The organism is Levilinea saccharolytica, assembly GCF_001306035.1.
Lineage (GTDB): Bacteria > Chloroflexota > Anaerolineae > Anaerolineales > Anaerolineaceae > Levilinea > Levilinea saccharolytica.
Map to the genome: position 1 here is coordinate 24,607 of NZ_LGCM01000035.1, position 14,767 is coordinate 39,373.

Consider the following 14,767-nt stretch of genomic DNA (forward strand, 5'->3'; position numbering starts at 1 on the left):
CAGGAGCTAACCGATTGCGCTTACTTCTGCCGGCAAGCCTCACACGGACACAAAGCCCGCAGATAGTGCCAGTTATAGATCCCGTAATGATGGCCGTCTTCCCATTCCACGCTGACCGCGTAGGCCCCCACCGCCTCAATCTTGCGCAAGCGCGTCTCCGGCACATCGCCCAACTTCACTGAAAATACTTCCTCATCCGGCTCTGCACGCATATTCTCATGCCCTCCCCGGCAAGAAGCGCAGGGGCAGCCCGCCCGCAGCAGTTCAAATGGGTAGCGGCTGCTGTGGCCGTCGCTCCATTCAATTCCCAAAATCCGCTCGCTTTTATTAGCCCGAATCTGTACCGGCCTTACATCGTTCATTTTTCCTCCCGCTAAGGCACATCTGTAGGTGCTTCAACCAGGCTTAAGTAGGTCGAAGCTGCCCAGCCGCTGCGCGTTTTATCATAAGGCGCCACCAAATACCACCAGGTGTAAGTATTGCCCAGTTTCGGCCCATCTTCCACCTTGAATACTTCCGCCTCCAGTCCCAAAAACAGGGGGGGAAAATCCGTGCTGGGGCCAGAGCGAAGCCTTAATCCCTGCCCCTCAGTGCCGAAAATCTGCACATACGCACCCACCGCAATCCCGTCTGCGCTCACCAGAGCCTGAGTCGGCGTCGGGGTCAGGTACCCTTCCGGCGTCGCGGTCAGCGTCGGCGCAGGGATCACTGTAAAAATAAACGCCGCGTTATCTGTTTCCGCTGGGTTACTCGGGACAGCCAGCCAAAAAACGCCGAAGCACAAAAAGCATAACATCGCCGTCAGCCCCACCGAGCCTGCCAGCATCCAAATATTCCACTTCGGAATGTGCCTGGAAGTATGCATAGCCTCTTATGCGGGCAGCATAAAAAACGCAATGCCCAGGATCAAATAGACCGCCAGCAGTGCCGCCCCTTCCAACCAGTTGGACTCGCCGTCCGCCGAAACCAGGGCTGCGATCAAAACCCCTCCCACCAGCGCCAGCAGCTCAAACTGGTTGAACACCAACGTCAGCGGGTGTCCCATCAACAGGCTCACAAACACCAACAGCGGCGCCACAAACAAGGCAATTTGCAGGCTGGAGGAAACCGCCACTTCCACGCTCAAATCCATGTGGTTGCGTCCCGCCACCTGCACAGCCACCAGGTGCTCTGCCACATTACCCACGACCGGGATCAGGATAATACCCAGGAAAAATTCCGAAAGGCCCAGGCTGGAAGTCACGGTTTCCACCGCGCCCACCAGCAGCTCGCTCATGAACACCACCCCTACGGTAGAAATTGCAAGAATTCCCAGAGCCTGCCCCACGCTCCAGTGCTTTCCCTGATGGTTCTGAGGGGGAACCGTGCTGTCATACGTGATGGGGCTGTTCGCCGCCACTAGGGTGTACACCAGACCCAACGCATACAATACGATCATCACCACGGAAACGCCCAGGCTCAGCGCCTCCACTTCCATGCTGGTTTCTGGCCCAATGGAGTGGCTGAACAGGGAAGGGATCACCAGCGCCACCACCGAGAGCACCAGCAGAATCGCATTGTTGGAAGCCTGTTTGCGGTCAAACCGCTGCACGCCGTTCTTAATCCCGCCGTACAGCATCGCCATACCCAATACCAACAGCAAATTTCCAATGATGGAGCCTGTGATCGAAGCTTTCACCAAATCCAGCAGCCCTGCACGAATGGCCACCAGGGTGATGATCAGCTCCGCGGCGTTTCCCAGGGTAGCGTTGAGCAAACCGCCAATCTTCGGCCCGGTTCGCTCGGCCAACGCCTCCGTTGCCTCACCAATATACCCCGCCAGCGGGATGACCCCCACTGCAGAAAGCGCGAACACCCACAGTCCGCCCCACTCGCCAAATTCAGCCAGCAGCGCGATGGGGATAAACACAAGCAGAGCTGCAATCGGTTTCTTGCGAAGGTATTGGAAGATTTTATTCATAAGGGTCCCTTGCCATGATGAAAAAATGTCCTGCCCAAAAAACATATGCCATTATATTACCATCGAGCCGAATTTTCATGCAGCCGCGGCCCTTGTTGAAAAATTCAAATGGCCCTGAAAAAAAGCCGATGAAAAGCGAACTAATCATCATCACCGCCATCTCCACCACCGCCGCCATCACCTTCCTGTCCCGTTGGATGGCATTGCAGGCAATTGCTAAAGTTCGCAATGCCTTCCTCCGCGTGCTCATTGGCAATTTCCGCCTGGTTGTGGCAGGTGTAACAGGTCCATGTCCTCAGCGTGGGCTGGTGACAATCCGCACAGGTATTCCCTCGGCCACCGTGATTCATCGGGAAGGTGTGCGGGCCGTTGTACGGAGCGGGCCGCCACGCAGTGGTGGTGTGGCATTGAGAGCAAGCCTGCCCGGCAAACATGCCCAGATGATAGTCCGGTTCTCGATGGCAAGAAGCACAAGCAGCAGAAGTACCCTTAAAGACATTATTCGCATGGCAAGCTGTGCATACCACCTTCACATGGGCGCCGTTCAGCGGGAATTGGGTCAAACCGTGATCAAAAGTGACATCCTTCCAATCGGTGACGGTGTGACAGGCTTCGCATGCCGTCCCATACTCGCCCTGGTGTGCGTCATCCTTTTGGTGGCAGGAATAGCAATCTTTTGGCGTGCCTTTAAAGAGCCCGTCAATATGACATTGTTCGCAGGCAGCAGCATCATGCCGACCCTCAAGCTTGAAATCTGCCAGGTTGTGATCAAATTTGGCTGGTCTCCAACCCTCCGACCTATGGCAGGCCCCGCACTGTTGACCAAATCGCCCGGTATGGGCGTCATCTTTCATATGGCAGGATTCACATGCAGAAGAAAGCCCCTGCAAATCCGCCAGCCCGCGCGCATTTTGATGGCACGCGGAACAGACAGCCTCTGCGTGTTTACCCGCCAATGCAAAACGGGTCTGGCTGTGATCAAACTGGCTGAAGCGGTCCTTCCCGTCGTGACAGTCCAAACACTTCACACCAAAATCAAGAAGGTGTGCCGCAGAATACTCAGGATCCATTTCCCCGTGGCAATCCGCACAGATAGCTGGGTCCAATTGGGTGTACCTCTTCTTATGGCAATCCTGACAGACAAAAGTCAATCCTGGCAGCCGCGTTTGATGCGCAGTCAGGGTAAAACCGGTCACTTCGTGAGGAAAAGTTGTCAGCTCCATCACCGTCAGCTCGCCGTCCGCGCCCACATGTTCCGTGTGGCAGTCCTGGCAGCGGAGATTCCTTTGATTCGCCAATGCACCGTGAAGGGTGCTGCGGTCTCCCAATTCCGTTTGGATTTCCGTATGACAATCCAAGCAATAATCAGTCATATGCTTTGCAGACCAAAATGGGGCGTGACAATCCCCGCAGGCCGGATCCAGATCAGCATGAGAGGTATGCAGCGCACCAGGGCTGAATATTGAGCCGCCAAAGAGCAGCAGTGCGCCAATCAGAAGAAGCAGCGCCGCGAACGCGCTGATTAACGCCAAAGGTGAGAGACAACCAAGTCGTTGGTTCATGGTTCTCCACAAAAGATCAGGCTCACATTATCGTAACAGAGTAGCGTAATAAAGCGCGCCGATGATGTGGACAAATGCAGCCGTAAACAGCGCCATACCAATGGGGATATGAATGGTTTGCCAGAGTGCAAAGATGCGGCGGGCATTCGCGAGCGCGGATGCTTTCATCGCCGCCGCCAGACCAGGGTCTTCCGTGCCGTCAATCCGGCGCGGAATGCGGGTATAAATATACCGCCCGGTAAAGCCGCTAAGGACGATGATCCCTGTCAAGAGGATGGTAACGCCTGCCAGACCGTTAAACTTCCAGGAAGAGTGCAGCAGCACCATAAAAGGGCCGACAATGCCGGTGAAGATGTGAAATTGCAGCCAGTCAGCCATCCGCCCCCACCGGGCCAGGCGGCTGCGCTTGCGCAGGCTGTAAAGGCTTTCCGTCATCAGCATCAGAATGAAACCCAAAATGCCCACAGCATGGCCAAAAAAACCGCCAGCGGCCGGGATTTGCCGGGTGAACAGCAAGACAAACCCGTAGCATGCAGAAATGAGAATGCAGGCCAAAAGTGCAAGGAGAAGTTCTTTTCCACGGATCATGGCAGTTTCACAGTTCCAGGTTTAAGAAATCTGGGTGCGGTGGACAAATTGTACCAACACATCAGCCAGCGGGGCGTGCGGCGCAAGCAGATGCTCGCGGATCGAGGTGATCTCTACTTTCCGGTGGATGATTTTTTGCAAAGAAGCAGATAGTTTTTGGTCGCCCATTACGACCGCGCCCAGAATGTGTTTTTCACCGATAACCAGGCGCAATCGGTTTACATCAAAGCCACTTTGCGCAATAATACAATCCGGCAGCTGTCGCCAGGTCTCGCTGTCGCCGCGCGCAATCGATAAAAGGTCCTGCTCACCTTTGAGATCGCTCGGGGTTGACGGTAAAGATACTGCGCCGATAATGGTCACGGTCAGCCCCGCCAAACGAGTGATGTTTAATGCCGCCGGTTTTTGATAGGGAGTCTTCCGGCCAGCCATGTTCAGACCAGCGGTGCGCCCTTGCTCCAGCGCCGGGCCCCAAAGGCTGTCCAGCAGGTGTTTGCCACTGGCGGGGTCAATTACCTGAGCCACATCCCCAGCAGCGTAAATATCCGCCAGGCTGGTTTCCATGCATTCGTTCACCAAGATACCCCGCTCACAGCGCAGTCCTATCTGCTGGGCGAGCGCGATGCGCGGGGTAACGCCAATAGCAAACGCTATGAGTTCAGCCCTCAGGGTGCGGCCGTCCGCCAAACGCGCACCCGCCACCCGGCCATTCCGGCCCACGATTTCAGCCAATTCGCTTTTTCGATAAATCTGAATATTTTCTCTTGCGAGCAAACTCTCAACAATTTCCGATTCGGCTTCATCCAAAACAGAAGGCCAGTAGCGGTGACTACGCATGACATAATGTACTTTCATTCCGCGTGCCGCCAATCCTTCAGCAATTTCGACCGCGGTAATCCCGCCGCCGGTGACAATGGCCGTGCCGCCGCGTCTGGCATTCCCCAGCATCGCACGCGCATCTGTCAGATGATCAAGCTTGTGGACCCCGTGCAGGTCGGCCCCTGGGATACGGAGAGGGACAGCCTGCGCGCCGGTCGCGATGAGCAGTTTGTCGTACCGAATGAAAGTGCCGTCTTCCAGCGCAGCCTGTTTCTCCTCTGGGTACACCTTTACAACCTGTCCGCGGATAAATCGCGCTCGCAGCCGGAGAAAATCCTCTTTTTGATACGGAAACAGCAGTTGTTCTTCTAATTCCCCTGTCAGATAATAAGCCAATCCAGGCCGTGAATAATAGCCGTAGGGATCATCGCTGATGACAAGAATTTCTCCCTGATCATCCACGGACCGGATACTTTCCAATGCCGATATCGCCGCAACACCCATACCAATCAGCACATATCGGGTCATCATTTAGGCTCCGAAAAAAGGTCCGTATGTTCGAATCTCAATACCCCCCGCGGGCACCGTGCCACACATTCACCGCAGGTCAGGCACCGGCTGTTGATTACTGCCTGGCCCAGCCAAGCGTGCCGACGCACATCGATCCCAATCGGGCAGTTGAAAGAACAGATCCCGCACTGCACACAGCGCACAGAGTCAGGCACCACCTGACCGGCGGTCATCGCTTTTCTGCGCGCTCGTTCGCTGTCAAAAAGATGTTGGAACATAAGGGAATGATACACCGGTTTGTAAAAATGAGCTGAATTTTCTACAGAAAAAGGTATAAATTCCCAGAATAATCCGCTTATTCCAGCGAAGAACGCATCCAGATGCGGTTAGAAGCTTAGAATAACCATCCTCATCATCAAGAATGCCCAGGTATGTTATAATCTGAACGACCTATGGAACAAGCTGCTGCTGCCACCCCATCCCTCTTGGGAAACCGCTACCGGCTCGTGCAAACGTTGGGCACGGGCGGTATGGCGGTGGTCTACCGCGCCCACGACACCATGCTCGAACGGCCCGTAGCCATCAAGATTCTTCGTGAAGATTTTTCCCAAACGGAGGATTTTCGGGTGCGCTTCCGTGAAGAAGCCCTGGCTGCAGCTAACCTTACCCATCCCAATATCGTCACCGTCCATGACTTCGGCTATGACAAGAACAGCCTGTACATCGTCATGGAATACGTCCCCGGGACCGAGTTAAAGACCATGATCAAGCAGCGCGGGCGCTTCACCCTCGACGAAGCCATCCCGCTGATTGTCCAGGCCTGCGCAGGCATTGGCTATGCGCATCGCTCCGGCCTCGTCCACTGTGATGTCAAACCCCAAAATATGCTCGTCACCCCCGACCAGCGCCTCAAGGTCACTGATTTCGGCATCGCCCGCGCGCTGACGACCATCCAGCCCGATGAGCGCTATGATGTGGTCTGGGGTTCCCCCCAGTACTTCTCCCCCGAACAGGCTTCCGGCAGCCCACCTTCCCCCGCTTCCGATGTCTATTCCCTGGGCGTCATCCTCTATGAGATGCTCACCGGCGAACTGCCCTTCAACTCCAACGACCCTTCGGAGCTGGCGCGCATGCATCGCGAGGTCAACCCCGTGGCTCCGCGCCGCCTCAACCGCGACATCCCGCAGCCGCTGGAACAGATCATCCTCAAAGTGCTCTCCAAAGAGCCGTCCGCCCGCTACCGCTCGGCCGATCAGTTTGGGCGCATCCTGGTCAACTTCTCGCAAACCGCCGACACCTATGCGGCCAATATCCCTGCGGCCATGTCTCACCCGGCTGCTCCCGTCCCTGCCCCTGCCGCCCCCCTCGCCCACACCCCCACGCCATCCCCCCGCCCACATTCCGTTGCCGCGGCTGCGCCCGATCGCATACCCGCCTTCGAACCAATCGCCGGCGATCCAGCTCCCGCAGTTTCCTCTGCTGGGTGGGATTGGGTCACCATCGGCCTCGGCCTCATCGCCTTCCTCTCAGTAGGCGGCCTCATCCCCTTCTGGCTCTACGTCTGGCTTTCACTCACTTCCATGCCCCGCTAGGTGCGCTGACTGATGCCCTCCCCTCTCCTTATCTCCGCCTCCCTGCTCTCTGCCGATTTCCTGCACCTGGCAGATCAAATCGCCGCGTGTGAAAACGCGGGAGTGGATTGGCTGCACATCGACGTGCTCGACGGGCATTTCGCCCCCAATATCAGTATGGGGCCTTTCATTGTGGAACACTGCCGCCGCCAGTCGAGCCTTCCGCTAGACGTGCACCTCATGATCGAAAAGCCGGAGCGCTACATCCAGGCTTTTGCCGCCGCAGGCGCAGACCGCCTCTCTGTGCACATCGAAGGCAACCCCAACATACACCGCACACTTCAAGAAATCCGTTCGCTCAACGTTTCCCCCGGCATCGTCATCAACCCCGGCACCCCCGTCAGCGCCATCACGGCCGTGCTGCCTCACGTGGACATGGTGCTGGTCATGTCTGTAAACCCTGGTTTTTCAGGTCAATCCTTCCTGCCCGAAGTGTTAGACAAGGTGCGGGAAATTCGCCAAATTGCCCTGCAAAGCCAGATGGATCTGCACATCCAGATAGACGGCGGTATCACTGCCCAGACCCTGCCCGCCGCCTATCATGCCGGCGTCACCGTGGCCGTCGCTGCCACTGCCATTTTTAAACACCCCCAGGGCATCGCTGCTGGAGTAGCCGCCCTCAGGAATTCCATCGCTTAAAACAAAAATCACGGCAGCCGCCGCGATTCTTGTTGAGGAAAGATCTTGTTGATCTTACGCGCTCTTTACCATCGTCCGGATGCACTTCGCGCACATCACTTTATGCGTCTTGTGCCCGTTCACCATCACCATCACCCGTTGCAGGTTAGGGCGGAAAGAGCGATTGGTCGCCCGCAAAGAGAAACTGCGGTTGTGACCAAAGGTCGTTGCCTTACCACAAACTTCGCACTTAGCCATTTTTCAATATCCTTTCCGTCTATAAGTGCCGCACTACGGTTTTTACACCAGTTTTGAAACTGCAAGCAAAAAGTATACCACAACCCGCATCTTCCATCAAGAATTGGGTTTTAACATAAAAAAGGGCGAAACATGAACGAAAGCAATAATTTACTCGGAAACATCTATATCTCGCATCGCGCGATTGCTTCCATTGCCCATCGGGCCGCGATTGAATCGTACGGCGTTGTCGGGCTGGCCGCCAAGAATTTGGCCGAAGGCCTGGCGCAGGCGCTGGTCAAAGATCCTTCGATGGGCGTGGATGTTCGCTATGAGGGCAGCGCGGTCATCATTGATTTATACATTGTCGTTGAATACGGCACGCGTATTAAAATGGTCGCCAGCAGTGTGTCTGATTCTGTGCGCTACCAGGTTGAGCGTGCCTTGGGCCTTCAGGTTCGCGAAGTGAATGTACATATTCGCGGATTGCGCATCAGCAATCCCGATTAGAAATTTTACGTGGTAATTATAGGAGTTCTGGATGACAACTGAATTAAACCCATCAACCACATCCGCACCATCTGCCGTTTCATCGAACCTGGTTTTGGATGGACAAGGGTTGAAAGATCTGCTCAGCGCTGGCCTGGCCTGGCTCAAAACCAATCAGCAAATCGTGAATGCCCTCAATGTCTTTCCCGTTCCAGACGGCGACACCGGCACCAATATGCTCCTGACCATGCAGGCCGCCTACAACGAAATTGCCAACCTCAAAGAAACACGGGTCGGCAAGGTCGGCCATGCCATTTCTCAGGGCGCATTAATGGGTGCGCGCGGCAACTCCGGTGTCATACTTTCTCAGTTATGGCGTGGATTTGCCCGCGAATTGGACAACCTCGAAACGATGGACGCCGAGTTGTTCGTCCGCGCCCTGGGCGAAGCCCGCAACACCGCCTATAAAGGCGTCGTCCGTCCTGTGGAAGGCACCATCCTCACCGTAGCCAAAGATGTGGCCGCCGCGGGGGAAGCTGCCCTGGCCGAAACTAAAGACCTGCACCTCATCCTTGAAAAACTGGTTCAGGCCGCCGACGCCTCCGTCCAGCGTACCCCAGAGCTGCTCCCCATTCTCAAGCAGGCGGGTGTGGTCGACTCCGGCGGCAAAGGTTTGTTTTTCATTCTCGAAGGCATGCTGCGTCATCTCAACCATCAGTCTCTCGAAAGCCCGCTGATGCCGGTTCAGTCATTATCCGCAATCAATATGGACGATACCATGGAAACCATCGAGCCTGGGCAAGATTTGGAATGGGTGATTGACTTTGAACCCAAACAGCCGTTGGAGTTGGAGAGTTTCTACAACGCCCTCACCGACATCGGCACATCCATCCAATTGGGCGAAGGTGACGGCATGTACCGCCTGCACATCCATGTAGCCAACGAGGCACGCTACAAAGCCTATGAGTACGTCGAGAGCATCGGAACCATCATCAAAGGCACCTTCGAGAATCTGGTGTACCAGCTCAACCAAAAAGAAGGCGACCAGATCCCCAATTTCAACCTGGCGGGGGTCGAACCCGGCACCATTGCCGTCATCGCTGTCTCCCCTGGCGCCGGCATCTCGCGCATTTTCGCCAGCCTGGGCGTCAACGCCATCGTCGAAGGTGGGCAGACCATGAACCCCAGCACGGAAGAAATCCTGCGCTGTGTCGAAAACCTGCCCACCGATCAGGTCATCATCTTGCCCAATAACAAAAATATCGTCATGGCCGCCCAAAATGCCGCCTCCATGACCACCAAAAAAGTGCGCGTCATCCACTCCGTCAGCGTCCCTCAGGGTCTCAGCGCCATGCTGCGCTGCATGCCCGACGGCAATCTGGATAAAGTCGCCGAGGATATGAAATCAGCCCTCCAGGATGTTGAAACCGGCGAAGTCACCACCGCAACCCGCTCGGTAGAAATCAACGGCATCGAAGTTCGCGAAGGTGAGGTCATCGCCCTCCTGAACGGTAAACTGGTACTGTCCTCCCAAAACCTCTCCGAGGCCATCTTCGGGCTGCTGGAAAAAGCCGAGACCGCCGATCGAGAACGCATCACCCTGTTCTACGGTGCAGATATTGCCAAAGACGAAGTCAACCGCATCGCAGACCAAATCCGTCAGCAATATCCAACCCACGAGATCGAAATTCATGAGGGCCGCCAGCCCCATTATCAATTCATCATCGCCATTGAGTAAGCCGGTACCGCGTATGCCTTCGATTTGCATCGTCACAGACAGCACCGCCCAATATTCCCAAATGAACGCCGCCACCCGCGGTTTCGTTCATCAGATTTCGCTGCCGGTCAGCTATGCAGGCCGCACCTACGCCAATAGTGACGAGCTGCGCGCTGCGAATTTACCAGCTTCTGTCCTGGCAAATCCACACCCCCAGTTAATCATCCCCTCGGTGGAACAGATCCGCGATCTGCTGATCAGCCTATCGGCCCGGTTCGATAAGATCCTGTGCGTCCTCCATTCCAGCCATCTCACCCCCCTGGTGGCCAACGCTCAAGAAGCCGTCCGCCTGCTCCACAACGGTTCCAATTACCAGGTGATCGACTCCTGCGCGGTCTCCGTCGGCCTGGGACTTCTGGTCGAAACCGCCGCTGAAATTGTCCTACAGGGCGAATCCTTGCCCGCCGTGGAACATGCCATCCGCAGTCAGATTCCCCACATTTACACCGTCCTGTGCACACCAGGCGCCTCGTACCTGCACCGCAACCAATTCATTGACCAGGGCCAGGGGTTTGTTACCGAAATGATCGGTCTTTACCCCATCTTTACCCTCGAAGAAGGCAAACTCACCCCGATGGAAAAGGTCAAAAGTGTGCGGCACGCCGAGAACTATTTCCTGGAATTTCTGGACGAATACGACCAGCTCAAGCATGTCGCTGTACTGCAAACGGCCGCGCCCGCTTCGCCAGAGATCCATGCGATTAAGGAACATTCTCATGAAATGTTCCCCAAAACGCCTTTCACCACCCACTCCATCAACCTTTCCACAGCCGCCATCTTTGGCCCGCGCACTTTCGGCCTCTTCGTTGCCGAAAAACCTTTGGGGGCACCTCGGCTCAACTAATGCAGGCTCACTTGACCTCATTCATTCGGCGGCTGCGTGCCGCCGAATGTTTTTCGGATGAATTCACTGGTTTAGATCACTTTGCGGTAAAATAAACGCATGCCATCACCGATCGAGAAATTGCAAAAATTCTTCAAACTGGAAGCCGAGCGCGGGTACGATAATCGCGCTGTGGTGGGCGGCCTGGATAAAATTGTGCCTGCCTGGGATACAGAAGCCCAAACGCTCAATTATCCCGAAACGTTAATCGAAACGGTCCGCACCAGGCTGTTGAACTACCCCAACCTGGAAAGCGAAGAACGCAGCCAGGCACTGGCGGACCTGTTAACCCTGCTGAAAGAATTTCAAAGCGAACATCCCCAATTGGCTGCCAACCAGGCTCAACCGGCAGCCCCGCGCAAACCCATTCCCCCCGCTCGCCCCAAACCCGCCCGGCCGGTGGAAGCAGGCCCCGCGGACGATTTGCTCCCTCCGCCGCCCGCCGCCCCAAATCTGCGCCCTGCTCGTCCGGTTCCGCCCAAATCCGAACCGGTTCAGGGTCTGGATGCGCCGCTCACCGTCATCAGCGGCATCGGTACACGCTACGCCCAATCGCTGCGCTCCCTGGGCCTGGAGACCCTCAACGACCTGTTGTATTTCTTCCCCCGGCGCTACGATGACTATTCCCAGTTTAAGCCCATCAACCGCCTGGAATATGGAGACGAACTCACTGTTTTGGGCACCATCCAGAGTATCATCGTGCGCCCCATCCGCGGCGGTCAGTCGCAGTTAACCGAAGCCGTCATCACCGACGGCACAGGTTTCTTGCGGGTCACCTGGTTTAACAGCCCTTACATCGCCAATAAGCTAAAATCCGGCGATCAAATTGTCCTCTCCGGCAAAGTGGATATGTACCTGGGCCGTAAGGTCATGAACAATCCCGATTGGGAGAGCCTGGAACAGGAACACCTCCATACCAACCGCATTGTGCCGGTCTATCCACTCACCGCCCAGGTCACCCAGAAGAATCTGCGCCGCATCCTGCACCAAACCGTCACCTTCTGGGCCTCCCGCCTCACAGACCATCTCCCTAACTCGGTGCGAGAAGAGACCAACCTGCCCGACCTGTCCACCGCCATCCGCAACGCCCATTTCCCCGATTCGATGGACAGTCTCACGGCCGCCCGCCGCCGTCTGGCCTTTGATGAAATTTTCCTGCTCCAGCTCGGCGTTCAGCGCCAGAAGCAAAGCTGGCAGTCGCTCACCGCTCAGGTGTTCGAACCGCCTGCGGGCTGGTTGGATGAACAGATCCAGCGCCTGCCCTACGAATTGACCAATGCCCAGCGTAAAGCCCTGGCCGACCTGGAAAGCGATCTGCGTTCCGGCCGCCCCATGAACCGCCTGCTCCAGGGCGATGTCGGCTCCGGCAAAACGGTTGTTGCCGGCCTGGCCGCCGCCGTCGTCATTCAGGCAGGCGCCCAAGTGGCCTTCATGGCCCCCACCAGCATCCTTGCCGAACAGCATTACCGCAGCCTCTCCCGTCTCCTGGCTGCTGAGGACGGTTCCAACCTGCTGCGCCCCGCTGAAATTGCCCTGTTGGTAGGCGACACCTCCGAAGCTGAAAAAGCTGCCATCCGCTCTGGCCTCGCCGATGGGTCCATCCGTCTGGTGATCGGCACCCACGCCCTCATCGAAGACCCCATCACCTTCCAACGCCTGCAAATGGCCGTGATCGATGAACAGCACCGCTTCGGTGTTGCCCAGCGCGCCGCCTTGCGCGGCAAAGGTGAAAACCCCCACCTGCTGGTCATGACCGCCACACCCATCCCTCGCTCGCTGGCCCTCACCCTCTACGGCGATCTCGACCTGGCTGTGATGGATGAGATGCCCGTAGGCCGTATGCCCATCGAAACCCACGTTCTCCACCCGCTGGAGCGCGAACGCGCCTATCACCTCCTGCGCACGCAGATTGAACAGGGCCGCCAGGCCTTTATCATTTACCCCCTGGTAGAAAAAGGCGAGCGCGAAGATGACAGCAAAGCCGCCGTGGAAGAACATCAACGCTTACAGCGCGAAGTCTTCCCGCATCTCAAATTGGGCCTGCTGCACGGGCGGATGCGCCCGGATGAGAAAGAACAGGTGATGGCTCGCTTCCGCGACGGAGAATACCAAATCCTGGTGTCCACCTCCGTGGTCGAAGTCGGTGTAGATGTTCCCAACGCCACCGTCATGCTCATCGAAGGCGCCAACCGCTTTGGTCTGGCCCAATTACACCAGTTCCGCGGACGTGTGGGCCGTGGGCCAGATCAATCCTACTGCCTGCTCATTCCCGAATCCGAAAATGCGGTCGAAAATGAGCGTCTGGTCGCTATGGAACAAAGCAGCGATGGTTTCGTCCTGGCCGAACGCGACCTGGAACAGCGCGGCCCCGGGGATTTCCTTGGCTCGCGCCAGTCCGGCTTCATGGAACTCAAGATGGCCAGCCTCACCGATGTCCGCCTGATCGAAATTGCCCGGGAACAAGCGCAAAAGCTCTTTGCCATGGATCCAGAACTCCAACTTCCCGAACACGCTAACCTCAGCCGCGTTTTTGACCGCTTCTGGGCGGCGACGAAAGGGGAATTGAGCTAATGGTACGCGCTGTTTTTCCGGGGACCTTTGACCCCATCCATTACGGCCATATGGACATCGCCCGTCGGGCCTCCCGTCTCTTTGACGAAGTCATTGTGGCCGTCTACAACAAGCCCCTTAAAAATTCGCTCTTCTCCCCAGAAGACCGCCTGGAATTGACGCGGCAAACTTTTGCAAATGACGCTAAAATAGTGGTAACTGGATATTCCGGCCTGACGGTAAAATTCTGTCAAGAAGTCAATGCTCAGGTGATCGTCCGCGGTCTGCGCGTATTCTCAGATTTCGAATACGAATTCCGCATGGCCCTCGCCAACCATCATTTAGAAGCGGATGTCGAAGTTGTAGCGCTCATTACCAGCGAGGAGCACACCTTCATCTCCTCCACCACCGTGCGGGAGGTGGCCTCATTGGGCGGCGACGTTTCTTTCATGGTTCCACCCCTCGTCGCCGATGCGCTCTACGCCCGCTTTCGCGAATTAGGCAACGACCAACAAATTGTTCCTTTGACCTCTCTACGGGATTGAAAGATGGGTCAGCGGGTGTCAACCTTGCAACTTGAGGTCTACACACAGATGGAGGGATAACATGGATATTCTGCATTTGGTGGACCGTCTGGAAGAGCTCTTCAACGAAAGTCGCTCCATTCCGTTTACCCACAGCGTCATCATTGATGAAGACCGCATGTTGGATATCATCGACCAGATGAAGACCTCCATCCCTGAGGAGATCAAACGCGCCCAGCAGCTCACCGCTCAGCGCGACCGTATCCTCGCACAGGCCACCGAAGAAGCTAACCGCACCCTGGCACTCGCGCGGGAAAAAGGTGAACAGATCATCGACCAGACCTCCATTGTTCAGGCTGCCCAGGCTCGCGCCGAACAAATTCAGGCCCAAGCCCAGGCTGAGGCTGAAAACACCCGTCAGCAGGCCGATGAGTACGTCATCAACAGCCTCCTGGCCCTGGAAAGTGAGCTGGACCGCACCCTTACCCAGGTGCGCAACGGCATCCGCAAGGTGCAAACCGACATCGTTGAGAAATACCCCAACCAACCGCCAAGGGAATAAGTTCCAACATCATCAAATAAGAAGAGCTGCCCGAAAAGCGAGCAGCTCTTTTGATTT

Annotated in this window: 17 protein-coding genes; 8 read left to right on the forward strand and 9 right to left on the reverse strand. The window is 56.3% G+C overall.

Annotated elements, in window-relative coordinates:
* Positions 1-20: 20 nt before the first annotated feature.
* The 8 genes from ADN01_RS09310 to ADN01_RS20350 are packed head-to-tail and all read right to left on the reverse strand — an operon-like array spanning position 21 to position 5,717.
* Positions 21-362: a gamma-butyrobetaine hydroxylase-like domain-containing protein gene (locus ADN01_RS09310; protein WP_075071091.1), complete on the reverse strand. Its 342-nt coding sequence runs from the start codon at positions 360-362 to the stop codon at positions 21-23.
* A gap of 11 nt (positions 363-373) precedes the next feature.
* Positions 374-826, reverse strand: a complete 453-nt coding sequence (locus ADN01_RS09315) for an SH3 domain-containing protein (protein WP_062418330.1) — start codon at positions 824-826, stop codon at positions 374-376.
* A 45-nt stretch (positions 827-871) separates the two neighbouring features.
* Positions 872-1,960, reverse strand: coding sequence for a calcium/proton exchanger (gene cax, locus ADN01_RS09320; RefSeq protein WP_062418329.1), 1,089 nt, complete (start codon positions 1,958-1,960; stop codon positions 872-874).
* Entirely contained in the window at positions 1,953-2,138 is a 186-nt protein-coding gene (locus tag ADN01_RS20340) for a hypothetical protein (protein WP_062418328.1), read from the reverse strand. The genes cax and ADN01_RS20340 overlap by 8 nt, the downstream gene beginning before the upstream one ends.
* Positions 2,101-3,522 carry a cytochrome c3 family protein gene (locus ADN01_RS20345; RefSeq protein WP_075071092.1) on the reverse strand — a complete coding sequence of 474 codons (1,422 nt, stop codon included), beginning with the start codon at positions 3,520-3,522 and terminating at the stop codon, positions 2,101-2,103. Before ADN01_RS20345 ends, ADN01_RS20340 begins: the two co-directional genes overlap by 38 nt.
* A gap of 27 nt (positions 3,523-3,549) precedes the next feature.
* Positions 3,550-4,110 (reverse strand): hypothetical protein, encoded by a 561-nt coding sequence (locus ADN01_RS09335; RefSeq protein WP_147239044.1) that lies wholly within the window; start codon positions 4,108-4,110, stop codon positions 3,550-3,552.
* Between the two features lie 21 nt (positions 4,111-4,131).
* Entirely contained in the window at positions 4,132-5,460 is a 1,329-nt protein-coding gene (locus ADN01_RS09340; RefSeq protein ID WP_082142783.1) for an NAD(P)/FAD-dependent oxidoreductase, read from the reverse strand.
* A complete protein-coding gene (locus ADN01_RS20350) occupies positions 5,457-5,717 on the reverse strand; it encodes a 4Fe-4S dicluster domain-containing protein (RefSeq protein ID WP_082142782.1) in 261 nt (86 codons plus the stop codon). Before ADN01_RS20350 ends, ADN01_RS09340 begins: the two co-directional genes overlap by 4 nt.
* A gap of 174 nt (positions 5,718-5,891) precedes the next feature.
* On the opposite strand from ADN01_RS20350, the gene ADN01_RS09350 reads away from it, so the two are divergent.
* Both ADN01_RS09350 and rpe read left to right on the forward strand, forming a co-directional pair.
* Positions 5,892-7,031 carry a serine/threonine-protein kinase gene (locus ADN01_RS09350; RefSeq protein WP_075071095.1) on the forward strand — a complete coding sequence of 380 codons (1,140 nt, stop codon included), beginning with the start codon at positions 5,892-5,894 and terminating at the stop codon, positions 7,029-7,031.
* A gap of 12 nt (positions 7,032-7,043) precedes the next feature.
* On the forward strand, positions 7,044-7,709 hold the full coding sequence (gene rpe / locus ADN01_RS09355) for a ribulose-phosphate 3-epimerase (protein ID WP_062418323.1): 666 nt from the start codon (positions 7,044-7,046) through the stop codon (positions 7,707-7,709).
* 54 nt (positions 7,710-7,763) lie between these two features.
* On the opposite strand, the gene rpmB is transcribed toward rpe, so the two are convergent.
* Entirely contained in the window at positions 7,764-7,946 is a 183-nt protein-coding gene (gene rpmB, locus ADN01_RS09360) for a 50S ribosomal protein L28 (protein ID WP_062418322.1), read from the reverse strand.
* Between the two features lie 132 nt (positions 7,947-8,078).
* Between rpmB and ADN01_RS09365 the strand changes: the two genes are divergently transcribed.
* The 6 genes from ADN01_RS09365 (at position 8,079) to ADN01_RS09390 (ending at position 14,710) form a co-directional block, all read left to right on the forward strand.
* Entirely contained in the window at positions 8,079-8,435 is a 357-nt protein-coding gene (locus ADN01_RS09365; RefSeq protein WP_062418321.1) for an Asp23/Gls24 family envelope stress response protein, read from the forward strand.
* Between the two features lie 31 nt (positions 8,436-8,466).
* Complete coding sequence (locus ADN01_RS09370; protein ID WP_075071096.1) at positions 8,467-10,152, forward strand: DAK2 domain-containing protein; 1,686 nt, start codon at positions 8,467-8,469, stop codon at positions 10,150-10,152.
* Positions 10,153-10,165: 13 nt separating this feature from the next.
* The gene (locus tag ADN01_RS09375; RefSeq protein ID WP_062418319.1) at positions 10,166-11,035 is read left to right on the forward strand and encodes a DegV family protein; all 870 of its coding nucleotides are present in this window, start codon (positions 10,166-10,168) and stop codon (positions 11,033-11,035) included.
* Positions 11,036-11,134: 99 nt separating this feature from the next.
* Positions 11,135-13,645 carry an ATP-dependent DNA helicase RecG gene (recG, locus tag ADN01_RS09380; RefSeq protein ID WP_062418318.1) on the forward strand — a complete coding sequence of 837 codons (2,511 nt, stop codon included), beginning with the start codon at positions 11,135-11,137 and terminating at the stop codon, positions 13,643-13,645.
* Complete coding sequence (coaD, locus tag ADN01_RS09385; RefSeq protein ID WP_062418317.1) at positions 13,645-14,169, forward strand: pantetheine-phosphate adenylyltransferase; 525 nt, start codon at positions 13,645-13,647, stop codon at positions 14,167-14,169. The genes recG and coaD overlap by 1 nt, the downstream gene beginning before the upstream one ends.
* Before the next feature lie 61 nt (positions 14,170-14,230).
* The gene (locus tag ADN01_RS09390) at positions 14,231-14,710 is read left to right on the forward strand and encodes a hypothetical protein (RefSeq protein ID WP_062418316.1); all 480 of its coding nucleotides are present in this window, start codon (positions 14,231-14,233) and stop codon (positions 14,708-14,710) included.
* The last annotated feature ends 57 nt before the right edge of the window (positions 14,711-14,767 follow it).